At 65.0% G+C, this 21,623-nt stretch carries 16 protein-coding genes and 6 pseudogenes; 14 read left to right on the top strand and 8 right to left on the bottom strand.

Annotated features, from left to right (window positions below; all coding sequences use genetic code 11):
* Positions 1 to 119 precede the first annotated feature (119 nt).
* Complete coding sequence (locus XBLMG947_RS09620) at positions 120 to 662, bottom strand: GNAT family N-acetyltransferase (RefSeq protein ID WP_065468080.1); 543 nt, start codon at positions 660 to 662, stop codon at positions 120 to 122.
* 405 nt (positions 663 to 1,067) lie between these two features.
* Positions 1,068 to 1,976, bottom strand: a complete 909-nt coding sequence (locus XBLMG947_RS09615) for a 23S rRNA (adenine(2030)-N(6))-methyltransferase RlmJ (protein ID WP_065468165.1) — start codon at positions 1,974 to 1,976, stop codon at positions 1,068 to 1,070.
* A 170-nt stretch (positions 1,977 to 2,146) separates the two neighbouring features.
* Between XBLMG947_RS09615 and creB the strand changes: the two genes are divergently transcribed.
* Both creB and creC read left to right on the top strand, forming a co-directional pair.
* On the top strand, positions 2,147 to 2,851 hold the full coding sequence (gene creB / locus XBLMG947_RS09610) for a two-component system response regulator CreB (RefSeq protein ID WP_181093186.1): 705 nt from the start codon (positions 2,147 to 2,149) through the stop codon (positions 2,849 to 2,851).
* Between the two features lie 48 nt (positions 2,852 to 2,899).
* Positions 2,900 to 4,350 (top strand): annotated as a pseudogene (gene creC, locus XBLMG947_RS09605) (two-component system sensor histidine kinase CreC).
* A gap of 130 nt (positions 4,351 to 4,480) precedes the next feature.
* Here the strand turns inward: creC and XBLMG947_RS09600 are convergent.
* Positions 4,481 to 5,299 (bottom strand): C1 family peptidase, encoded by an 819-nt coding sequence (locus tag XBLMG947_RS09600; protein ID WP_065468079.1) that lies wholly within the window; start codon positions 5,297 to 5,299, stop codon positions 4,481 to 4,483.
* A gap of 443 nt (positions 5,300 to 5,742) precedes the next feature.
* Between XBLMG947_RS09600 and creD the strand changes: the two genes are divergently transcribed.
* The 7 genes and pseudogenes from creD (at position 5,743) to XBLMG947_RS09565 (ending at position 12,237) form a co-directional block, all read left to right on the top strand.
* Positions 5,743 to 7,047, top strand: coding sequence for a cell envelope integrity protein CreD (creD, locus tag XBLMG947_RS09595; RefSeq protein ID WP_065468078.1), 1,305 nt, complete (start codon positions 5,743 to 5,745; stop codon positions 7,045 to 7,047).
* 7 nt (positions 7,048 to 7,054) lie between these two features.
* A pseudogene (locus tag XBLMG947_RS09590) lies at positions 7,055 to 7,476 on the top strand (hypothetical protein).
* 34 nt (positions 7,477 to 7,510) lie between these two features.
* Entirely contained in the window at positions 7,511 to 8,122 is a 612-nt protein-coding gene (locus XBLMG947_RS09585) for a GNAT family N-acetyltransferase (RefSeq protein ID WP_065468077.1), read from the top strand.
* A 126-nt stretch (positions 8,123 to 8,248) separates the two neighbouring features.
* Positions 8,249 to 9,133, top strand: coding sequence for a carbon-nitrogen hydrolase family protein (locus XBLMG947_RS09580; protein ID WP_065468076.1), 885 nt, complete (start codon positions 8,249 to 8,251; stop codon positions 9,131 to 9,133).
* Positions 9,134 to 9,153: 20 nt separating this feature from the next.
* Positions 9,154 to 10,245: a DUF3616 domain-containing protein gene (locus XBLMG947_RS09575; RefSeq protein ID WP_065468075.1), complete on the top strand. Its 1,092-nt coding sequence runs from the start codon at positions 9,154 to 9,156 to the stop codon at positions 10,243 to 10,245.
* 68 nt (positions 10,246 to 10,313) lie between these two features.
* The gene (gltX, locus tag XBLMG947_RS09570; protein ID WP_065468074.1) at positions 10,314 to 11,717 is read left to right on the top strand and encodes a glutamate--tRNA ligase; all 1,404 of its coding nucleotides are present in this window, start codon (positions 10,314 to 10,316) and stop codon (positions 11,715 to 11,717) included.
* A gap of 13 nt (positions 11,718 to 11,730) precedes the next feature.
* Entirely contained in the window at positions 11,731 to 12,237 is a 507-nt protein-coding gene (locus XBLMG947_RS09565; protein ID WP_065468072.1) for a transcriptional repressor, read from the top strand.
* Between the two features lie 312 nt (positions 12,238 to 12,549).
* On the opposite strand, the gene XBLMG947_RS09560 is transcribed toward XBLMG947_RS09565, so the two are convergent.
* On the bottom strand, positions 12,550 to 13,191 hold the full coding sequence (locus tag XBLMG947_RS09560; RefSeq protein WP_065468070.1) for a TetR/AcrR family transcriptional regulator: 642 nt from the start codon (positions 13,189 to 13,191) through the stop codon (positions 12,550 to 12,552).
* A 111-nt stretch (positions 13,192 to 13,302) separates the two neighbouring features.
* Here XBLMG947_RS09560 and XBLMG947_RS09555 point away from each other — a divergent pair, with 111 nt between their 5' ends.
* Together XBLMG947_RS09555 and XBLMG947_RS09550 are read left to right on the top strand one after the other, a co-directional pair.
* On the top strand, positions 13,303 to 14,514 hold the full coding sequence (locus XBLMG947_RS09555) for an efflux RND transporter periplasmic adaptor subunit (RefSeq protein WP_083992993.1): 1,212 nt from the start codon (positions 13,303 to 13,305) through the stop codon (positions 14,512 to 14,514).
* Positions 14,515 to 14,530: 16 nt separating this feature from the next.
* Positions 14,531 to 16,505 (top strand): annotated as a pseudogene (locus XBLMG947_RS09550) (efflux RND transporter permease subunit); the annotation flags it as partial.
* On the opposite strand, the pseudogene XBLMG947_RS23605 reads toward XBLMG947_RS09550, so the two are convergent.
* Positions 16,466 to 16,777: pseudogene (locus tag XBLMG947_RS23605) on the bottom strand (AraC family transcriptional regulator); the annotation flags it as partial. The pseudogenes XBLMG947_RS09550 and XBLMG947_RS23605 overlap by 40 nt on opposite strands.
* A gap of 30 nt (positions 16,778 to 16,807) precedes the next feature.
* On the opposite strand from XBLMG947_RS23605, the gene XBLMG947_RS09545 reads away from it, so the two are divergent.
* The gene (locus XBLMG947_RS09545; protein ID WP_065468067.1) at positions 16,808 to 17,011 is read left to right on the top strand and encodes a hypothetical protein; all 204 of its coding nucleotides are present in this window, start codon (positions 16,808 to 16,810) and stop codon (positions 17,009 to 17,011) included.
* A 324-nt stretch (positions 17,012 to 17,335) separates the two neighbouring features.
* Here the strand turns inward: XBLMG947_RS09545 and XBLMG947_RS09540 are convergent.
* A pseudogene (locus XBLMG947_RS09540) lies at positions 17,336 to 17,569 on the bottom strand (LysR substrate-binding domain-containing protein); the annotation flags it as partial.
* Here XBLMG947_RS09540 and XBLMG947_RS21435 point away from each other — a divergent pair.
* Positions 17,566 to 17,727 (top strand): annotated as a pseudogene (locus XBLMG947_RS21435) (MFS transporter); the annotation flags it as partial. The pseudogenes XBLMG947_RS09540 and XBLMG947_RS21435 sit on opposite strands and share 4 nt — an antisense overlap.
* Positions 17,728 to 17,875: 148 nt before the next feature.
* Positions 17,876 to 18,907, top strand: a complete 1,032-nt coding sequence (locus XBLMG947_RS09535; protein ID WP_065468065.1) for an aldo/keto reductase — start codon at positions 17,876 to 17,878, stop codon at positions 18,905 to 18,907.
* A gap of 83 nt (positions 18,908 to 18,990) precedes the next feature.
* On the opposite strand, the gene XBLMG947_RS09530 is transcribed toward XBLMG947_RS09535, so the two are convergent.
* Together XBLMG947_RS09530 and XBLMG947_RS09525 are read right to left on the bottom strand one after the other, a co-directional pair.
* A complete protein-coding gene (locus tag XBLMG947_RS09530; RefSeq protein ID WP_065468064.1) occupies positions 18,991 to 19,587 on the bottom strand; it encodes a hypothetical protein in 597 nt (198 codons plus the stop codon).
* Position 19,588: 1 nt separating this feature from the next.
* Complete coding sequence (locus tag XBLMG947_RS09525) at positions 19,589 to 21,412, bottom strand: S8 family serine peptidase (protein ID WP_065468063.1); 1,824 nt, start codon at positions 21,410 to 21,412, stop codon at positions 19,589 to 19,591.
* Positions 21,413 to 21,623 lie beyond the last annotated feature (211 nt).

Below are 21,623 nucleotides of genomic sequence, written 5' to 3'. Positions count from 1 at the left end.
GCGCCCAAGGCCGTACCCGGGGCGTGTCCCGCGACCGCGGGCGGGCAAAGATCCGCATCAAACCAACAGCCAAAGCGCTTTTAACGAATCCCCAATTCCCAATTCCCAATTCCAGCAACTCAAGCATCCAGCTCCAGCACCATCCGCACAAGCTCCGGCGAATCCGGATGCGCCTGCGGCTTGAAGCCCAGCGACTCGGCCAACTGCAGCATCGGCACGTTGCTTTGCAGCACGTCGCCGAACAGGCAATCCAGATATTTGCGCCTTGCCCACTTGACCAGTTTGCGCATCAGCTGCCGCCCCAGCCCCTGGCCGGCGACGAAGCTGCTGACCAGAATGGTGTATTCGGCCTGACGCGTGCCCGGCACCAGCGCGGCGCGCGCGACCGCACCTACCAGCGCTTCGCCGGGCGGCAACTGCTCGGCAGCGACCAGCACGATTTCGCTCTTGGGATTGGGGTGGGTGAGGCGCTGCACCATCTCCGGGGTGATTTCGGCGGAGGAGCGCACGAAGCGCGCGCGAATTTCCTCCGGTCCCAATAGGCTGAAAGCCCCCTGCAGCGGCGGACCATCCTCGGGACGGATCGGGCGGAGCAAAAGGATGCGGCCATTGGGCAGGCTGAAATTTTCATGCCAGGGAGGCATGCGATTACGAATGGCCATGACCGGTGTTCCTGAAAGATCGGAAGATTCTGGCACCAGCCCGGCGCGAAACCGTGAATGAATCCGGTGTGTCGCCGGGGGCCGACAGGAGGTGGCAGTGCTCCCCACACAACTGTAACGAGCGCAGTCGTGAGCCGGTCGTGAGCGTGGTCGGTGGCGCAGTGTGGCCGATGAATCGCCCAGGCGCGGGCTGGCCGGAAGGCGATTGAAACGGGGCGTGGTCGTGTGCGCGTGGGTCCGCCGGGTGCTGCGCCCGCTTATAGACGCTGCGCTGCCGGTGCTTGCGGCAACGGCCATGTCGGCGGCGCCGCGTGCGGCCCGAGTCACTGCGCCAATCGACCGACAACACTTCCATCCCTGCAGCACCGTGCCCGCGACGATGGTGGCGCGCAGGCGTCTGCCGACTCAGCCGTCCTGGCGCAGCCACTCCAGCCGGGTCGAGGCCCCCGGCTCGCCGAGATGTGTCTTGAGGACTGGCAGCGCCGGCGCCAGCGCCTGGTCGAACTGCCAGGGGGCATTGACGATCAGCAGCCCGCTGCCGGTCAGACGCAGCGGCGAATCGTCCGGGCGCACCTGCAGCTCGGCGACCAGCACCGACTTGGCCGGCAGCGTGGCGGCCTTGCGCATGAACGGCTGCAGGCTGCGGCGCAGCTTGATCGGGTACCACACCATGCAAATCGCCTGCGGCCAGCGCGCCAGCACCTCGCGCACGCTATGGACGATCTGCTGGTATTCGGCATCCCGCGATTCGTAGGGCGGGTCGATCAGCACCAGCCCGCGGCCGATCTTGGTCTCGCCCGCCCGGGGCGGCAGGAAGGCGCGGATTGCCGCATAGCCGTCGCCCGCATGCACGCGGACGCGGCTGTCCCTGGCGAACAGGCCCTTGAGCGCTTCGGCTTCGTCGGGCTGCAGTTCGCAAAACGCCATGCGGTCCTGTTCGCGCAGCGCCTGCGCGGCCAGCAGCGGCGATCCGGGGTAGTAATTGAGCTGGATGCCGGCCGTGGGGCGCATGGGCTTCTGGCCGGGCGTGGCCGGGCGGGCGACGGTCTGGTTGTCGGCTTGCACCGCGCGCAGGTAGCGCTCGACCACCTCGGGCAAGGTCGCCTCGGCCATCAGCCGCATCACGCCTGCATCGGCCTCGTTGGTCTTGCGGCTTTCTTCGCCACCGAGCTGGTAGCGCCCCCGCCCGGCGTGGGTATCCAGCACGAAGAACGGGGTGTCCTTGCGCTTGAGGGTGTCGATCAAGGCAAGCAGGGCGATGTGCTTGAGCACGTCGGCATGGTTGCCGGCATGGAAGGCGTGGCGATAATTCATCGCGGCAGTGTAGAGGCTGCGGCCAGGTTTGTTGCGGCCCATTGCACGGCAGGCCGGCGCAGGTGCGCCGTGGCGGTATCGGAATGTTGCGCGATACCGCACGCAGCGTGCTGTCGCGGCCCCCGCCCGGCGCGGCCCCCCTCGGTCTGTAGGGCGGCCCGCATCCCACCATGCTGCGCGGCATGTCCGAGTCTCCCGCCTGCGTGCTCGTCGTCGAAGACGAAGCCGCCATTGCCGATGCCGTGCTCTACGCGCTGCGCAGCGAGGGCTATGCGCCTGAGCACTGTCTGCCGGGGCGCGATGCGCTGGCGCGGCTGCGCGCCGATCCGGCCGATGTGGTGGTGCTGGATGTCGGCCTGCCGGACATCAATGGCTTCGAGGTGTGCCGCATGTTGCGCAGTTTCAGCGAGGTGCCGGTGATCTTCCTGACCGCGCGCAACGACGAGATCGACCGCGTGCTCGGGCTGGAGCTGGGCGCCGACGACTACATGGCCAAGCCGTTCTCGCCACGCGAACTGGTGGCGCGCGTGCGCGCACGGTTGCGCCGACGCAACGCGGGCGCGGCGGCCGAATCGGGCTGGCAACCGCATGGGGCGTTCGCGATCCACCACGACGGCAGCCGCATCCGCTACGGCGATGCCTTGTTGCCGTTGACCCGTTACGAATACGCATTGCTGGCGGCGTTGCTGCAGCGCCCCGGTGCGATCCTGAGTCGCGCGCAGCTGATGGACCGCGGTTGGGATGCCAGCGCCGACAGTGCCGACCGCACCGTCGACACCCACATCAAGACGCTACGCAGCAAGCTGCGTCTGGCCGGCGTGCCGGCCGACCCGATCCGCACCTACCGTGGCCTTGGCTACGCGCTGGAGGTCTAGGTATGCGCTTGCAAGGATGCAGTGATCCTGGCGAGGCCGCGCGCTGACATGCGGCTCGGTCTCAAGCTGTTTCTGGGCTTCTTCCTGATCTTGGGCCTGGCCGCGTTCTTCGTGATGCGCGTATTCGTCAACGAGGTCAAGCCAGGGGTGCGGCAGGCGATGGAATCCACGCTGGTGGATGCGGCCAATGTGTTGGCGGAAATCGCCAGCAGCGAACTGGTCGCCGGCACGCTTGCCGATGGCAGCTTCGCGCGCAACGTGGCCAGTGCGCAGCAGCGCGATCCCAAGGCGCGGGTGTGGCGTTTTCGCAAGAACTAATGTGGACTAGCGCGTCACCGTGACCGATGCGCGCGGGGTGGTGGCGTTCGATTCGCTGGGCCGCGACGTAGGCCGCGACAACTCGCGCTGGAACGATGTCTACCGCACCTTGCGCGGCGAGTACGGCGCGCGTTCCAGTCCGGAACTCGATGGCGACCCCAGCGCAACCGTCATGCATGTGGCCGCACCGATCTATGCGCCCGACCAACCCGGCAAGTTGATCGGCGTCCTCACCGTGGCCCAGCCCAACCGCAGCATCGATCCCTTCATCCAAGCCAGCCAGCGCAATATCCTGCAGCGCGGTGCCTGGTTGATCGGCATTTCCGCATTGATCGGCATTTTGATGACGTGGTGGTTGATGCGCGGCATCGGGCGGCTCAATCGCTATGCGCAGGCGGTGAGCGCCGGCTTCCCGGTAGCGCCGCCCAAACCGCGTAGCGATGAAATCGGCGACCTGGGCCAGGCGCTGGAACGTATGCGCCGCAAGCTGGAAGGCAAGGCTTGCGTGGAGCAGTACGTGCAGTCGCTGATGCACGAGATGGAAAGTCCGCTGGTGGCGATTCGCGGTGCATCCGAGCTGTTGACCGAACCACTGCCCGAAGCCGATCGCCAGCATTTCGTTGCCAGTATCCGCGCGCAGGAGCAACGGCTGACCGAAACCATCGACAAGCTGCTGGCGCTGGCCGAGGTGGAGCAGCACGGCTGGTTGCCGACGCGCGAGCGCATTGGTGTGGCCGGACTGCTGCAGGCTGCCGTGGAAGCGGTGTCGTTGCACGCGGCGGCGGCGGGCGTTTTTGGTGGAGGTCGATACAGGCGCTGCAATGCCAGGCGATCACCAGGTGCTCAGCGATGGCTTCTTGCTGCGTCAGGCATTGATCAACCTGCTGGAAAACGCCATCGCGTTCTCGCCGCAGCGCAGCCATGTGCGGCTATATGCGCAGTTGCGCCATGGACATTGGGAATTGGCGGTCGAAGACCGCGGCAGTGTCGTGCCGGATTACGCGATCGAGCGCGTCTTCGAGCGGTTCTATTCGCTGGCACGCCCGCAGACCGGTCAGCGCAGCTCCGGTCTTGGCTTGCCGTTCGTGCGTGAGGTTGCGCGCCTGCATGGCGGAGACGTGAGGTTGGGCAATCGCAACGGTGTCGGTGCGATTGCGGTGTTGCGCCTGCCAGCCGGCTGAGTGGTCAGGCAGAGGGTTTGTAGCGGTTGGTCACCGAGGGGGGGCGGCATCGGGTCTGAGGCTGCGGCATGCGCCAGAGCGCATGCCGCAGCCGCTTCAAGTCCGCCGCACAGCGTGTGGTCGCTGCAAGTTAGTGGACAACGTCGGCGGCGATGACGTCCTTGGCGACGACCGACCAGGACAGCTTGCCAAAGCCCTTGTTGCCCCATTCGGTGCCCCAGCTGTTTTCCACGATCAGTCCTTCGCTGTCGTAGCCCAGCGCGACGACCCCATGTCCACCCAGGATCGGCGTCTTGATGTCGTAGTCGACCTGATTCTTGGGTGTCAGTTCTTCAAACCCTTCGCGCACATAGAAGCCGATCGCCACCGGTGTGGAAGAGGCAAGGGCGAGTTTGATCTGCTCGATCAAGGCGCGTCCACCGTTACCATTGCCCGAATACAACACGGTGTATTTGCGATACGGCGTCGGGTTCTTGGCCGCATTGGCACGGTCGGCGGCGGTGGGTTGGCTCTTCCAGTCGTAGTTGCCCCAAGAATAATGCTGCTCGGTGTCGATGCCCTGCGCCAGCGCCACTTCCAACGGGGCTTCCAAGGTGGAACCTCCATCGGCGCCGCCGTTGACCTGGCTATAGAGATACATCGGGGCAAAGCGGGTCTGCGCCTGTTTGTTGGCGTTGGCATACCAACCGGTCAGGGTATAGCCAGTCGCCCAGGATGCGCATGACCCAACCTGCCCCTGGTCGCCCGGCGTGACCGCCCACGCAGTCAAGTCGACACTGGCGGGTAACGATTTGCTGACGCTTGCAGTGCCGAACAATGGAGTCACCGGCTGCATCAGTGACGAAGGTTTCAGGCCCATCCCGTGCACTGCCGCCTGCGCGGCGGTGGCGGTGGCGGTCAGGCTCAGGGTGGCGAGCAGGCAAAGGGCAAGCGAGCGTTGCGTGGTCATGTAAAGCAGACTCCGGGCAAAAAAAGGGGGATGCAGTTGTGCGCAGCTCTGAAGCAATCGCCGAGCAGGCATGCAGCCGCAACCAAGCGGCTGCAGTGCACGCGACTTAAAAAAGTCATCGACGAACAGTGGAAATGGAAAGCCCCAACCAACGAAAAACAATCACCCAAACAACGCGACGCTTCAGGAGTGCGCAACTGCCCGTGCATCGTTGCGCGTGGCGTCGATCTCTGTGCGGGCAACGCGAAGCGTTGTCGATGAAAAGGAAGTTTGTTATGGGCGTGGCTCGCACTTTCGGAATCTGAAAGGCGCATGTCTTCATCGCGTCATGGTGCTGGCCGGCGAGCATCCGGGTCGTTCACTTCACATTCGCTTCAAATTCGCCTCAAACCCCCCATGCCGGCGCATCGCACCCTGGCGACCTCCCAAGCTGAGGATGGCCGATGAAATCCCTGACACTGTTATTGCGGTTCGCCACCATCGGCGGGCTGATCCTGCTGTTGCTGATTCCACTGCTGTTGATCCGTGGCGCGGTGCAGGACCGCGCGCGCTACCGCGACGAGGCGGTGAAGCGGGTGGCGCAGAGCAAGGCCGGCGAGCAGCAGTTCATCGCGCCGGTGCGGGTGCTGCCGTATACCGAAGAAGTGCAGGTCACCGAGCCGGACGAGCAGGGCAACCAGCGCAAGGTGTGGCGCAAGCGCGAAGGTGCGCTGCTGCAAACACCGCGCAGCCTGAAACTCAGCGGCGAGCTGGTGCCCTCGGTAAGAGAGGTGGGCATGTACCGGGTACATGTGTACTCCTGGAAAGCCACACTGCATGCCGAATACGATCCACTCGATTACGCGGCGGCGCCAACCCGGGTGTATGGCCAGCCGCACTTGGCGATCGGCATCTCCGACGTGCGCGGGCTGGTGGGCGCGCCGCGCCTGCAGGTGGATGACCGCACACTGGCATTGCAGAGCGGTGCAGGCGCGTTGGCCGATCGCTCGACGGGCATCCATGCCCCACTGCGTCCGCTGGCCGACCCGGTCGCTGGCCGGCTGCAGGACGGCACTGTGGTGAACATGCAGTTCGTGCTGGACGGGACGCGCCGGCTGGCCATCGCACCGATTGCCGACAACAACGAGATTGCGCTGCGCTCTACCTGGCAGCACCCGTCCTTCGGTGGCCGCTTCCTGCCGAAGGCGCCGAGCATCGGGCCGAGGGGCTTCGATGCGAGTTGGTCGCTGTCGTCGCCTGCTACCAGTGCGCAGACGCAGTTGCAGTCCAGCCAAGCGTCGCTGGATACGCTGGAAGTGCGCCTGGTCGACCCGGTGGACGTGGATACCCAGGCCGACCCGGCCAGCAAGGACGGCATCCTGTTCGTGGTGCTGACGTTTGTGGCGTTCGTGCTGTTCGAGTTGATCAAGCGTCTGCCGATCCATCCATTGCAGTCCCTGTTGGTGGGGCTGGCGCTGGCGATCTTCTTCCTGCTGCTGCTCAGCCTTTCCGAGCGCATCGCGTTCTGGCAGGCGTATCTGGTCTCGGCGGCAGCGTGTATCGGGCTGCAGGGCGTGTTGCGCAGCTGGGTGCGTGCGGCGGGTTTTTCGGTGCTGCTCACCGCGTTGTACGCCGTGCTCTACAGCCTGCTGATCTCCGAAGACAACGCGCTGCTGATGGGGGCGTTGATGCTGTTCGGCATCCTGGCCAGCATCATGTGGGTGACCCGCAAGCTCGAGTGGTACGAGCTTGGCAACAGTCTGCGCTGAGGCCGGCATGAGGGCGCATGCGCAGTTGCATCGGTGGGCGCAGCGTTTGCGGCCCGCCGGTATCGACACGGTGGCGCTGCTGCCCGTAGCGCGGCCGCAACCCTGGGGATGCTCGGCGCTATCGGCCTTGCCGCTGAATCGCGACGGGCGCCGCGGCGTGGTGGGCCTGCAGATGCACGCAGGCACCGCGCAGCGGTTGCGCATTGGCGGGTCGCGTTTTTGCAGTCATCGCCGCAGCAATACACTCCCACCGGCGACGCACGGACGCGCAGCGACGGACCGTGGCAACGGCTGCGCGATGGCAGCGACTGGGCACGCAGCATTGATGGGCTGCTCGGGGTATTGCTGGCGACCGAAGAAACAGCGGTGTGGTTGTTGTGGCAACAGCCCGAGGCCAGCATGGCGAACCATGGTCGTTGGCTGCGTTGAGTCTGGCAGTGCAGTCGCACCTTGCTGGCTTACCATGGCCGGCATGACTGGCTCCTCCTTGATTGTGGAAACGGTGCGCGGCACGCAGGTGCTACCGCATCTGGATGCGGTGGCGCAGCTGCGCATCGCGGTGTTCCGGGCCTGGCCGTATCTGTACGAAGGCGATGCCGCTTACGAACGCGAGTATCTGGCCGCTTATGCGGCATCGCCAGAGAGCGTCTTCGTGCTGGCACGCGATGGCGATGCGGTGATCGGCGCATCCACCGGGTTGCCGTTGCTCGACGACAGCGCTGCTTTCCACGCACCGTTCCGTGCCGCCGGCATCGACCCGGCCAGCGTGTTTTATTTCGGCGAATCGGTGTTGCTGCCGGCGTATCGTGGGCAGGGCATCGGTCATGCATTTTTCGACCGGCGCGAAGCGCATGCACGCACGTTGGGCCGCTTTGCATTGACGGCGTTTTGTTCGGTGGAACGTGCCCCCGACGACCCACGCCAGCCAGCGGACTACCGCGGCAATGAGGTGTTCTGGCGCAAACGTGGCTACGCCCCGCAGCCGGGCATGCGCGTGCACCTGGAGTGGGCCGAGTTGCAACACGGTGAGATCGACCACAGCTTGAGTGCGTGGACACGTGCGTTACCGCAGTGAGCGGCAGCGGCCGCCCGACCGCGGCTGACAAAACATCTCGGGCAGTCCGCAAGGCAGCAGCACGCTACTTTCGCTGGCTGCTCTGATTGCAGCGCCACTTCGATCCAACAACCCAAAGGCCGCCAGATGAAAATCGCCGTCGCCAAATACCCGATCGGCAAACCCGCCGATTTCGCCGCGTTTGCCGCGCGTCAGTCGGCCCTGGTCGGCGAGGCCGCCGCTGCCGGTGCGCGGGTGGTGGTGCTGCCCGAATATCTGTCGCTGGAGCTGGGCGCAACCTTCGGCACGCTTATTTCGGCCGGCTTGCCCGAATCGCTGGCCGCTATCCAGGCACTGCGCACGCCGTGGCTGGAGCTATTTGCCGGGTTGGCGCGGGAACATCGGCTGCATCTGATCGCCGGCAGCTTTTTGCTGGATCTGGGCCATGGCCGCTACCGCAATCGCAGCGACTGGTTCACCCCGGAGGGCCTGCATGGCTGGCAAGACAAGTTGCAGCTCACCGGCTTCGAAAAAGCCACCGGGCTGATCGAGCCCGGCGATGCATTGAAGGTGTTCGAACTGGACGGCATCCGCGCGGCAATCGCAATCTGCTACGACAGCGAGTTCCCGCTGCCGGTACGTGCGCAATACGAGGCCGGTGCGCGGTTGTTGATCGTGCCCAGCTGCACCGACACCGCGGCCGGTGCCATGCGCGTGCGCATCGGCTGCCTGGCGCGCGCGCTGGAAAACCGCGTGTTTGTCGCGCAATCGGTGACCGCGGGCGAAGCGCCCTGGAGCCCTGCGTTGGACATCAACACCGGCGAGGCCGCGGTGTTTGCACCGATGGATGTCGGCTTTCCCGCCGATGGCGTGCTGGCGCAGACCCGGGGCGAGACGGTGTGGGCACTGGCGGAGTTGGACTTCGCTGCGTTCGAGGCCAGCCGCGCGCAAGCGCAGGTGGCCAACGACCGCGATTGGCCAGGGCAGTTGGCGGCCGGTGTGGCGCGTGCCAAGCTGACCGCGTTCGGTTGATCCACCACCCACAGGTTCCCATGGCCAAGAAAACCCTGATTCCGCATAGCGTCCGGCTCGAATTCGCGCCCGGTGCGCTGGTGCATAGCAATCTGTCCGGTGCCGCGTTCACCGATGACTGGTTGTGGGTGGCCGGCGACGAAGCCTGCGCGGTGGACCGGCTGCGCAAGCTCGATCCGGTCCAGCACGAGACGTTGCGCTTCGGCGCAGGGCAGAGCTTTCCGTTGGCGGACCTGCTGGATCTGCCGGGCGAAGACGGCGAGGAGGCGGACCTGGAAGGCCTGGGCCTGTCGGACGGATTTCTCTGGGTGATCGGCTCGCACGGCAGCAAGCGCAAGAACGCCAAGCCTGGCCGCGACGATGCCGAAAACGCCAAACGCCTGACCAAGTTGAAGCTTGACGGCAACCGCCGTCTGTTGGCCTGCCTGCCGATCGAACATGCACAAGACGGCACCCCGCAGCTGGTACGCGAAGCCGCCGACGGCCGCCGCGCGTTGCGTCTCAAGGGCGATGCCAAACACAACCAGCTCACCGATCTGCTGGCCGACGACCCGCATTTCGGCCCTTTCCTGAAGATTCCCGGCAAGGACAACGGCTTCGATATCGAAGGCATCGTGGTCGATGGTCATCGTTTGCTGCTGGGCCTGCGCGGGCCGGTGCTGCGCGGTTGGTCGGCGATGCTGGAAATCCAGGTGGAAGCGCATGGCGACCATCTGCGCCTGGCGCCGCTGGACGAAGACGGCACGCTGTTGCGTAAACACTTCCTGCAACTGGGCGGGCTGGGCATTCGCGATCTGCATTATTCCGGCGACGATCTGTACCTGCTGGCCGGACCGACAATGGTGCTGAACGGCGAGATCCGCCTGTTCAAATGGCCGGATGCGCGCACCGTGCTGGCCACCAACCGCGCGCCAGTGCGCTTTCAGCACGACCTGCTGGAATCGGCGGTGCTGCCGCACGGCAAGGACAGCGACCGCGCCGAGGCCATCTGCAACCTGCCCAAGCCGCTGGCCGGCCAGATTCCCACCTGGCTGGTGCTGTACGACGCCCCGGGCACGGCCCGCAGCGGCGGCGATTGCGTGGTGTACGGCGACCTGTTGCGCAACCGCTGAGCCACCGGCCGGGCAGGGCCACGCTGCGCAAGGTAAAATCAGGGGACTCCCGTTCTGCCGAGCGCTCCATGGCCTGCCGCACCCGTTTTGCCCCCAGCCCCACCGGTTACCTGCACATCGGCGGCGCGCGCACCGCCCTGTATTGCTGGCTGGAGGCACGTCACCGCGGCGGGCAGTTCGTGCTGCGCATCGAAGACACCGACCGCGAGCGCAGCACCCAGGCGGCCATCGACGCCATCCTGGAAGCGATGGAATGGCTTGGCCTGGGTTACGACGAAGGTCCGATCTACCAGACCCAGCGCGTTGCCCGCTATCAAGAGGTTGCCGAGCAGTTGCTCGCGCAGGGCAAGGCCTATTACGCCTACGAAACCCGCGAAGAACTCGACGCCATGCGCGAAGCGGCCATGGCCAAGCAGGAAAAGCCGCGCTACAACGGCGCTGCCCGCGAGCAGAATCTGCCGTATCGCGACGATCCCAACCGCGTCATCCGCTTCAAGAATCCCATCGGCGGCACGGTGGTGTTCGACGACCTGATCAAGGGCCGCATCGAGATCGCCAACAGCGAGCTCGACGACATGGTGATCTTCCGCCCGGACGGCTTCCCCACCTACAACTTTGCGGTGGTGGTGGACGATTGGGACATGGGCATCACCGAGGTGATCCGTGGCGACGACCACATCAACAACACCCCGCGCCAGATCAATATCTATGAGGCGCTCGGCGCACCGGTGCCCAAGTTCGCGCACATGCCGATGATTCTGGACGAGCAGGGCGCCAAACTGTCCAAACGCACCGGCGCGGCCGACGTCATGCAGTACAGGGATGCCGGCTACCTGCCGCACGCGCTGATCAATTATCTGGCGCGTCTGGGCTGGTCGCATGGCGACCAGGAGCTGTTCACGCCGCAGGAATTGCTGGACCTGTTCGACGTCAAGGACGTCAATTCCAAGGCCGCACGCCTGGACATGGCCAAGCTCGGCTGGGTCAACCAGCATTATCTCAAGACCGACGACCCGGCCAGCATCGCCCCGCAGCTGGAATACCAGCTCGCCAAACTCGGCGTGGATCTGGCCGCCGGCCCGGCCGCTGCCGATGTGGTGGTGGCACTGCGCGAGCGCGTGCACACCCTGAAGGAAATGGCCGAAAAGGCCGTGGTCTGGTACCAGCCGCTGGAAACCTACGACGAAGCAGCGGTGATCAAGCACCTGAAATTGGGTGCGGAAGTGCCGCTGGGCAAGGCGCGCGAGATGCTCGCTGCGCTGAACGAATGGAGCGTGGAGAGCGTGTCTGCCGCGTTGCACGATGCCGCCGCCGCGCTGGAGCTGGGCATGGGCAAGGTTGCCCAGCCACTGCGTGTGGCCATCACCGGGACGCAGGTCAGCCCGGACATTTCGCAAACGGTGTACCTGGCCGGACGCGAGGGTGCCTTGAAACGCATCGATGCGGCACTCATCAAGATTGGAGCGGCCTGACGCCGGAGCCTGTATGACCAAGCACACCCACGCACCAGACCACGCCTGCACCGCACCGCATCACCACGTCGACGACGCCAACGGTTTCGTGCGCGCGGTGGAGCGTGCCTGCAGCGAACGTGGCCTGCGCCTGACACCGATCCGCGCCAACGTGCTGCGGCTGATCGCCGACGCCGGTAAGCCGGTCAAGGCCTACGAACTGCTGGACTGGGTGCGCGAAGGCAAGGGCGTGGGCGCCGACGCCCCGCCCACGGTGTACCGCGCCCTGGATTTCCTGATGGCCAACGGGTTCGTGCACAAGCTCGAATCGGTCAATGCGTTCGTGGCCTGCCACCACCCCAATAGCGCCCAGCACTCGGTGCCGTTCCTGATCTGCGACCGCTGCCACAGCGCGGTGGAGCTGGAAGATCGCGACGTCGTGTCGCAACTCGAAGCCCGCGCCAAGGCACTCGGTTTCCAGCCGCAGGCGCAGACGCTGGAAGTGCATGGCTTGTGCGCGAAGTGCGCGGTGGTGGAGTAACCCGCCGCGCGGCCGTGCGCAGAGCGCGGCCTGCTCTCTGCGCTCGCGGCGCACTGCCCGGGTGCGCAGTACGTGTGCGGTTGCACCGTGCCGTCGCGTTGTCGCAGCGTGATCGCATCGCCGCCCGGCATGTGTCCCTACGCTGCCTGCAGAGCGCAGCAGCGCTGCGTGATTTCGCAATGCGGTTGCAGTCGCGCCAGCGGTGCGGCGACGCCGCCTTGGACGGCTGAGCGGACTGCATGCTCAGCGCCCGCATGCTGCGCACTGCCTATCGCAGGTACGCACTGCTCTGCAGCAACGCGGCACCGTGCATTACGCCGCTGTCCCTGCCTTGTCGCCATACGCCGCCATAAACATCTCCACCGCACGTCGCGTCGCATCGCGCAGGTACGCGGGCGTGGGGTCTTTGAGTGCGCCGAACAGGCAGGGCATCAGCGTTTCGGCTTCCAGCAAGGCGGCGAACTGGTCGGCGGCAAGTAGCGTGTCGTCGCAGTGGAGCAGGCCGCAGTCCACCTGTGCCTGCAGGTATTCGGCGAAGCGCTGCATGCCTTCCTGTTGGCCGGCGCTGAAGAACAGCGCGCCGACGGGTGATCTGCCTGAGACCCCGATGATGGTCTGCCAGCTGGTGATGTTGGCCGGGGCGCACAAGAACGTGAGCACGTCCTCGCCGAAGCGCTGCAATGCCTCATCGACGAGGCCGCTGCGCTGCGAAAGCGCATGCAGCAACGGGTCGAAATAGCGGTCCGACATATCTTTGGCGAAGGCCACAAACAGCTCTTCCTTGGACGGGAAGTAGCCGTACAGCGTGCGTTTGGAGCCGCCCACGCGGGCGGCGATCTGCGACATCGAGGCGCCTTCGAAGCCCAGTTCCAGGAACACCTCGCTGGCCGCCTGGACGATGGCCTCGCGCTTTTCTTCGGTTCTGACCCGCATCAGGTTTTCCCACCGATTCATAAGTATACCGACTGGGCAGAAATGCTTGACGGCCACGGTTGAGCTTATTGAGATACCGAACCGTACCGTTTAGATTTAACCGTCATTCCCTCCCGTCGGAGATTTACCCGTGTGTCCTCATGCTCGTTTCGCCTGTCGTTGCTTGTTGTCGCCATTGCCGCCACCGCGCTGCTCAGCGCCTGCGGCAGCCCGCTGGGAGGCCCACCATCGCAGGAAGGCATCCCGGAAATGGGCGTGCTGACCGTCAAGCAGCAATCGATGACGCTGACCACTGAATTGCCGGGGCGAACGGTTCCGTACCTGATCGCCGAAATTCACCCGCAAGTGGGTGGCCTGATTCAATCGCGCCAGTTCACCGAAGGTGGCGAGGTCGAGGCCGGCCAGACCCTGTACCAGATCGATCCGGCCCAATACCGCGCCAGCTATGCCAGCGCACAGGCCACCCTGGCCAAGGCCCAGGCGATGCTGCGCACCGCGCAGCTCAAGGCCGAGCGCTACACCGAGTTGGCGCAGATCAAGGCGATCAGCCAGCAGGAAGGCGACGACACCGATGCCGCGCTAGGCAAGGCCAAGGCCGACGTGGCGGCCGGCAAGGCCAGCGTGGAGACCGCGCGCATCAACCTGGCATTCGCCCGGCTGGATGCACCGATTTCCGGCCGCATCGGCCGTTCCAGCGTGACCCCGGGCGCGTTGGTGACCGCCAACCAGGCCAACGCGCTGACCACCATCCAGCAGTTGGACCCGATCTACATCGACGTCACCCAGCCCAGCAGTGCGGTGCTGCGCTTGCGGCAGGCGATGGCACGCGGCGATCTGGAACAGGCCGGCGACGGCGCGGCAAAAGTGTCGCTGCTGCTGGAGGATGGCAGTGCCTATCCGCTGCAAGGGCAGCTGGCGTTCTCCGACGTGACCGTCGACCAGAACACCGGCTCGATCACCCTGCGCGCCGTCGTCCCCAACCCGAATGCCGAGCTGTTGCCGGGCATCTACGTGCGCGCGGTGCTGCAGGAAGGCGTCAAGGAACAGGGCGTGCTGGTGCCGCAACAGGCGGTGTCGCGTAACGGCGCCGGCAAGCCCACCGCGTATGTCGTCGGTGCCGATCACAAGTTGCAGCTGCGCGTGCTGGAAACCGACCGCGCGGTGGGCAACCAGTGGCTGGTGCGCAGCGGGCTGAAGCCCGGCGAGCAGTTGGTGGTCGAAGGCGCGTCGCGCGCGCGCGATGGCCTCGTGGTGAAGACCGTGCCGTGGCAGCCCAAGGCCACGCCCGCCGCCGGCAATGCTGCCGGTCCTTCCGCCCCGACCGCACCGCGTGCGGCCAACTGAGGCGGGATCACACGTCATGGCACGTTTCTTTATCGATCGTCCGATCTTCGCCTGGGTGTTGGCCATCATCGTGATGCTGGCCGGCATCCTGTCCGTCGCCACCTTGCCGATTGCGCAATATCCCAGCATCGCACCGCCGGCTGTCGCCATCACTGCCAACTACCCGGGCGCCTCGGCGCAGACGCTGGAAGACACCGTCACCCAGGTCATCGAGCAGAAGATGAAGGGGCTGGATCACCTCAGCTACATGGCCTCCACCAGCGAATCCAGCGGTGCGGTGACCATTACCCTGACGTTCGAAAACGGCACCGACCCGGACACCGCGCAGGTGCAGGTGCAGAACAAGTTGTCGCTGGCCACGCCGTTGTTGCCGCAGGAAGTGCAGCAGCAGGGCGTCACGGTGACCAAATCGGCCACCAACTCCCTCAACGTGCTGGCCTTTACCTCCGAAGACGGCAGCATGAGCGATTCGGACCTGTCCGATTACGTGGCTGCCAACGTGCAGGAAACCATCAGGCGCGTCGAAGGCGTGGGCGACACCACCTTGTTCGGTTCGCAGTACGCGATGCGGGTGTGGATGGACCCCAACAAGCTGAGCAATTTCGGGCTCACCCCGGTGGACGTGCGCACCGCGATCCAGTTTCCGCCGGCCAGCTGGGTGCCTTGCCGGCGGTGGCCAACCAGCAGCTCAACGCCACCATCACCGCGCAGACACGGCTGAAGACCGCACAGGAATTCGAAAATATCCTGCTGCGCACGCAGGCCGATGGCTCGCAGGTGCGGCTGGGCGATGTGGCGCGGATCGAACTGGGCAGCGAAAGCTACAACACGGTGGGCCGCTACCACGGCAAGCCGGCGGCCGGTCTGGCGATCAAGCTGGCCACCGGTGCGAATGCGCTGGATACGGTACGCGCGATCGATAAAAGTCTGGACGAACAGGAAAAGTTTTCCCGCCCGGCATGAAGGTGCAAAAGCCGTACGACACCACGCCGTTCGTGCGCATCTCCATCGAGCAGGTGGCGCACACGCTGGTGGAAGCGGTAGTGCTGGTGTTCTTGGTGATGTACCTGTTCCTGCAGAACTTCCGCGCCACCTTGATCCCGACCATTGCGGTGCCGGTGGTGTTGCCGGGCACCTTCGGCGTGCTTGCGGCGTTTGGTTTCACCATCAATACCTTGACCATGTTCGCGATGGTGCTGGCGATCGGCCTGCTGGTGGACGATGCGATCGTGGTGGTGGAAAACGTCGAACGCGTGATGGGCGAGGAGCAGTTGTCGCCCAAGGACGCCACGCGTACATCGATGGACCAGATCTCCGGTGCGCTGGTCGGCGTGGCGCTGGTGCTTGCGGCGGTGTTCGTGCCGATGGCGTTCTTCAGCGGTTCCACCGGTGTGATCTACCGACAGTTCTCGATCACGATCGTCTCTGCGATGACCTTATCGGTGCTGGTGGCGATGATCCTCACCTCGGCCTTGTGCGCCACCTTGCTCAAGCCGGTGCACCAGGGCCACGATCTGGCGACCACCGGGTTCTTCGGTTGGTTCAACCGCCTGTTCGATCGCGGCAATACCGGCTACCAGGGCGTGGTTCGGCACATGCTGGGCAAGGGCTGGCGCTACATGCTCGCCTATGCTGTGCTGCTGGCGCTGGTAGTTGTGGGTTTCATGAAGTTGCCGGTGGGCTTCCTGCCGGACGAAGACCAGGGCACCTTGTTCATGCTGGTGCAGTTGCCGCCCGGTGCCACCGATGCACGGACCAGCGATGTGCTCAAACAGGTGGAGCATCACTTCCTGGTCGATCAGAAGGCGTCTGTGGCCGGCATCTTTGCCGTCACCGGCTTCAGTTTTGCCGGTAGCGGCCAGAATACCGGCATGGCATTCGTCACGTTGCGCCCGTGGGACGAGCGTACCGGCAAGGGCCAGAGCGTCACCGAGGTGGCGGCCAAGGCAAGCACGTTTTTCGCCGGCATCCGCGATGCCCGGGTGTTCGCAATCTGCGTGGCATGCATGCCCTCCCCGGGGGCATGACGCCGCAATAGCGTGCTCAACTCGGTCAGCGAAGACATGCGGAAACCCGTCGACGATGCAATGCGGCCCAGCCGCGATGGCACCGATCGTACAAGAGTGCGGGTGGTGTCGGCGGCAAGGCATGCGGCGCAGCCTGTGAGGTCGCGTCCGCTGGAAAAGCGCGCCTGCGGTTGCAGCTGGCCCTGCGCGGGCATTGCGTCGGCACTGATAGACCACTCACGTGCCGGCCGTATCATGTGTTCGGTCTCCTGCACCGTTGTCATGCCATGCCCGCAAAACGTTCCAGCGTCCCCACGCCGACCAGTCCCGCCGAATGGAAGCGGCTAGAAAACGCTGCCGCCGCAGAGCTGGACCGGCGCACCGCACAGGCGCATCTGCAGATCCTTGGCCTGCTGCGTACGCATGGGCCGCTGTTGAGCGATGCGCAGCGCCGCAGCCTGCACAAGCGCCTGCTGCGCGGCGGGCGTTGATCGACGCAAGCACTGATCAGCGCGGTTGCCCGGGAGCAGCGGGTCACACCTGCCGACGTGGTGCCGCAGCGGCGAGGCAGCTGATGCAGGGGGAGCCATGCGCGGCATCATGCCAAGAGCTGCGCGTTGTGCACTGCCATCGAATGCGCGCAGTGGGCGCGCGCCACGCAGCTTGCGCGTCGTCGATGCCGTCGTTCCGGTCGCCAGTCACAGGTCGCAGACCTCGCCGCGGGCCGTGTCGCACGACCGGCACGCGCGTTGCGCGGCTGCGCAATCGTCGCGTGAACTGCCAACCCCGGCTTGCGCAGCTCCCGCACGCGGGCGCTACGTCGGCACTTCCCACGGTGGCTGTTCGCCCAGCCGCTCCAGCAGGAACTCCACAAACGCACGCACCCGCGGCGGTTGCAGCTGGCGCGCCGGCATCACTGCGCTGATATGCGAGGTGGGTGGCGGGTAGTCGCGCATCACTTCGACCAGCCGGCCGCTGCGCAGTTCGTCGGCGATGTGCCAGTACGAATGCACCGCGATGCCCTGGCCGGCGACCACGGCGTCGCGCATGGCTGGGGGGCGTGGTGATCGCCACGCAGGCCGGCCTTGTCGCAACGCCGTGGGTGGCCGCGGTGTTGAGTGCCATCGGGCTGGGGATCGCGCTGTGGAGCGTGCACTTGCAACGCCGCCGCACTGCTGCGCCATCGGTCTGCGCGCAGATGGGGTGAGCTCATCGCGCGCTGGTCATGGCCGCGGTGGCGCCGTGCGCGCCAGGCCGATCTCGATACGCCGCATCGCTGCTGGCCAATACAGATGCGCGAGCGGTCAGCGATGACGCGGCGCATCCCTTTATCCAACATTGCAAGGAGTCATTCGATGGAAACCCGTCTACTCGGCCGTTCCGGTTTCAAGGTGCCCGTGCTCGGCCTGGGCGCCGGCACATTCGGCGGGAAAGGGCCATTATTCTCTGCCTGGGGCGACACCGATGTGGCGCAGGCGCGCCGCATGATCGCGTTATGCCTCGATGCAGGGCTCAACCTGTTCGACACCGCCGATGTGTATTCCGACGGCGCATCCGAAGACATCCTCGGCCAGGCGCTGCAAGGCCGCCGCGATCAGGTGATCATCTCGACCAAGACCGGCCTGCGCCTGGGCGATGGCCCCAACGACGCCGGCGCGTCGCGTTTCCGTTTGCTGCGTGCGGTGGACGCATCGTTGCGCCGCTTGCGCACCGACTACATCGATCTACTGCAGCTGCACGCCTTCGATGCGCTGACGCCGATGGAAGAAACCTTGTCCACGCTCGACGGGTTGGTGCGCGCGGGCAAGGTGCGCTATCTGGGCGCTTCCAATTACGCCGGATGGCAGCTGATGAAATCGCAGGCGGTGGCCGATGCGCACGGCTGGAATCGCTTTGTCGCCAACCAGACCTATTACTCGCTGGCCGGGCGCGACTACGAGTGGGAACTGATGCCGCTGGGCATTGACCAGGGCATTGGTGCGGTGGTGTGGAGCCCACTCGGTTGGGGACGGCTGACCGGCAAGCTGCGGCGCGGTCAGCCGTTGCCGCAACACAGCCGTCTGCATGCCACTGCCGCGGCCGGCCTCGCGATCGAGGATGCGCGCTTGTTCGCCATCGTCGATGCGCTCGATGCCATCGCCGCAGAGACCGGCCGCAGCGTCCCGCAGATCGCCATCAACTGGCTGTTGCAGCGGCCCACCGTGAGCACGGTGCTGATCGGCGCACGCGATGAAGTGCAGTTGCGCGAAAACCTCGGTGCGGTGGGCTGGTCGTTGACCGAAGACCAGCGTACCCGCCTGGATCAGGCCAGCGCAGTGGAGCCACCGTACCCCTATTACCCCTATTGGCGCGGTCAGTTTGCAGAGCGTAGCCCGCTGCCGGTGTAGGGCCGGCTGCGCCATCGCTGCATGCGACATCCTCACCGCAGCAGCGTGGCACGCATCCCTGCCGAGGTTTTAGTGTGGCCGCCTCACAACGGCCGCGCCGCCCGCTGAATCACTTCCGGCTTGATCGCTCCCACCCCGTTGCTGCCTTGCAGCTGTCGGCAATTGTCCAATGCCGTGCTCACCGAGTCGTAGCCGATCATCGCGCTGCCATCGATGGCAGAGGCATAGATCAACCTGCCGCCTGTGCGCGTGGCCAGTGCACGTGCGATGACGGGGGTGGTGTCGAACAATTTGATCGAAGCGCCAAGCAATGCCAGCTGGCCGCTGCGCGTTTCCAGTGCCGCAACCACGGTCGCCGGCGGTTCGCTGCCCATGGTGCGCGCGACCGAGTTCGCGGCGCGCGCGTTGTCGAGGTAGATCGCGTAACGATCGATGCGGGCAACTGGCGCATTCGCGCTGGTCTGCGTGCCTTGTAGCGATTGCAGGGTGGCAGCGCTGCGCGTGGCGTCGACTTGCCGTACCAGCGCACCTGGAATCAGCCGGAAATTGGCATGGCCTACCGCAATGGTTTGTCCGGTCGCGGCAGCACGCAGGCGTGCGCTATCGAACACCTGTGCCGATGCGGGTGCGGAAAGGCTGGCTGCAGCGACGCACAGCAGCGTGATCAGAGAGGTTTTCATGTCAGTGGCCCACCACGCGCATTTCGAATTCCTGTAGTTGTTCCTTGCCGTTGTCGGCGAGCATGTCGTCCACCTCCAATGTCCAGCGACCGGCTGCCGGCTCGTCCAGGAAAGCATTGCTTGAGGTCAGGAAGACAACGAAGCCCTCGTCACTCTGATCGAGCGTGGAAAACGGCGTCATCAGTGTGCTGCGGGTGCCGCTGGGCGAGACCAGCACTGCGCGCAGGTTGCGGGGGTCCTTGTGCGTCCCGGCGAAGTACAGCTGTACGCCTTCCACCTTGAAAGACTGCTTGATGTCGATCGCCAATCGCGCCGGAGACCCGATACCGCCAATGGTGCTGCTTTTTCCATCATAGACGGTCCATTCGGTGTCCTGCATTGCAGGCAGCGGAGTGAAATGCACAGCGCGCTCCACCGCAGCGGCGGCATCCACCAGACCGAATCCGTACCAGTTGCTGAAACGGTGACCGGCCGCATTGGTGATCCAGGCAGGCTCGATCAAGGCGTTCTTGTAGTACACCTTGGCTTGATTGGGATCGACCTGCACCGCGGTCGTGGCCAGGATGTATTTGACATCGCGCAGCGTCAGTTGCGGGTTGGCGCTCAGCATCAGCGCTGCGACGCCTGCAACCGTTGGTGAGGCCGCGGAGGTGCCATTCATCCGTGCGCTGTAGTTGCACGATGCATCAATGGTGGAGTGGCTGGTATCCAGCGCGTTCTGCGGCGCGCGTGTGCGATCGCGATTGTTGCCCGAAGCGCATCCGCTCAGATCGGTGGTGACGAGCGCCGGTGAGAAGAAGGGCTGCGGGCCTTGCGCAGCGAGCAATGCAGTCTTCGGGCTGAAGGTCTCAGGATGCGGGTCGAAGCGGCGCTGAAAGCCAAACTCCCCACCGAGTCCGGACACCCACAAGGCGGATCCTGGCGATGAGTAGCTTGCACGCACCCCATTGGCGTTCACTGCACCCACCACGATCATGGGGGTCAGGCTGTTGAGGTTGTCGACATTGGCACTGCCGCAGGCGACGCCAAGCTGCCGGGTCTGGTCGCTGCAGCGATCGATCAGCTTGCCCTGTGCATCCACATCGACCAGCGTCTTGAAATCATTGCCAGCTGCCTTGACGTAGATACCGCCCTTGCCGCCACGCTGGGCACGCATCAGTTTTTCCAGGGAACGTTGCTCGTCGACATCGCTGAATTGATAGGCCGCCGCCTGGACACCGAAGCTGTTATTGAACACATCCATCGCACGGGCCTCGGGCCCATCGCCCCAGGAGTAACGGATGTCGACGTACTGCTTGCTCCCGTCGCTCTCGGAAAGTGCGTTGAAGCCAGCCAACGTCGCCTCGGGTGCAACACCGCGTCCACCCAATCCATTCCATCCACGCGCCGCGATGATGCCGGCGACGGCAGTGCCGTGGTCGGTATCGATTGCATCCGCCGGCGGCGTCGGATCGTTGGAGCCATTTAAGAAGTTATGCGAGCCGCCGGCGACGATGTTGTCGACGAGATCCTCATGCGCGATCTCAAGCCCATCATCGACGACCGCCACCTTGACTCCGGCTCCGCGGATGCCGACCGCGTGCAGCATGTCCACATCCAGGTCGACGCCTGGCTGCGGACGTTGGTCGCCGAACACCGGCTGGCCTTGATTGAGCAGATGCCATTGGTAGCGGAACAGCGGGTCGCTGGCGTCCTTTGTGCTGGATGTCGTTTTAATCGGCGCATCAGCACCGGTTGCTGCAGCATTGGCTGCCAGCGAGGAGAGACCAAGCGCCAGCAAACAAGCGCAATGCAGCGGCATTCGTCGCAGGGTAGGCAGTGTCATGGAATGGTTTCTGTAGTGGGGCAGGGAAGATAGGAAGGGTTTGGCCATGTCGGTCGGCGCACCGCTCTGTTTGTCTCGCGAAAGCTAAAAACGCTCCATTGATGGAATGCATGCGGTCAGGTCGTGACTCGATTCCCCTGTGCATGTCGATGCAGCCGATGTTGGCGACGCGTCGACAGCGCCACTACCTAGAGTAAAGGGCGGGAAATCA

This window comes from Xanthomonas bromi, from assembly GCF_900092025.1.
In the GTDB taxonomy this organism is placed as follows: Bacteria; Pseudomonadota; Gammaproteobacteria; order Xanthomonadales; family Xanthomonadaceae; genus Xanthomonas; species Xanthomonas bromi.
This window is presented reverse-complemented; position numbering and strand designations above follow the sequence as displayed.

Excerpts from the sequence above, each read along its gene's own strand:
- XBLMG947_RS09525 (WP_065468063.1), bottom strand. The coding sequence starts at position 21,412 with ATGACACTGCCTACCCTGCGACGAATGCCGCTGCATTGCGCTTGTTTG.
- gltX (WP_065468074.1), top strand. The coding sequence starts at position 10,314 with ATGGCCTGCCGCACCCGTTTTGCCCCCAGCCCCACCGGTTACCTGCAC.
- XBLMG947_RS09560 (WP_065468070.1), bottom strand. The coding sequence starts at position 13,191 with ATGAATCGGTGGGAAAACCTGATGCGGGTCAGAACCGAAGAAAAGCGC.
- creD (WP_065468078.1), top strand. The coding sequence starts at position 5,743 with ATGAAATCCCTGACACTGTTATTGCGGTTCGCCACCATCGGCGGGCTG.
- XBLMG947_RS09600 (WP_065468079.1), bottom strand. The coding sequence starts at position 5,299 with ATGACCACGCAACGCTCGCTTGCCCTTTGCCTGCTCGCCACCCTGAGC.
- XBLMG947_RS09580 (WP_065468076.1), top strand. The coding sequence starts at position 8,249 with ATGAAAATCGCCGTCGCCAAATACCCGATCGGCAAACCCGCCGATTTC.
- XBLMG947_RS09530 (WP_065468064.1), bottom strand. The coding sequence starts at position 19,587 with ATGAAAACCTCTCTGATCACGCTGCTGTGCGTCGCTGCAGCCAGCCTT.
- XBLMG947_RS09565 (WP_065468072.1), top strand. The coding sequence starts at position 11,731 with ATGACCAAGCACACCCACGCACCAGACCACGCCTGCACCGCACCGCAT.
- XBLMG947_RS09620 (WP_065468080.1), bottom strand. The coding sequence starts at position 662 with ATGGCCATTCGTAATCGCATGCCTCCCTGGCATGAAAATTTCAGCCTG.
- XBLMG947_RS09585 (WP_065468077.1), top strand. The coding sequence starts at position 7,511 with ATGGCCGGCATGACTGGCTCCTCCTTGATTGTGGAAACGGTGCGCGGC.
- creB (WP_181093186.1), top strand. The coding sequence starts at position 2,147 with ATGCTGCGCGGCATGTCCGAGTCTCCCGCCTGCGTGCTCGTCGTCGAA.
- XBLMG947_RS09575 (WP_065468075.1), top strand. The coding sequence starts at position 9,154 with ATGGCCAAGAAAACCCTGATTCCGCATAGCGTCCGGCTCGAATTCGCG.
- XBLMG947_RS09615 (WP_065468165.1), bottom strand. The coding sequence starts at position 1,976 with ATGAATTATCGCCACGCCTTCCATGCCGGCAACCATGCCGACGTGCTC.
- XBLMG947_RS09535 (WP_065468065.1), top strand. The coding sequence starts at position 17,876 with ATGGAAACCCGTCTACTCGGCCGTTCCGGTTTCAAGGTGCCCGTGCTC.
- XBLMG947_RS09545 (WP_065468067.1), top strand. The coding sequence starts at position 16,808 with ATGCCCGCAAAACGTTCCAGCGTCCCCACGCCGACCAGTCCCGCCGAA.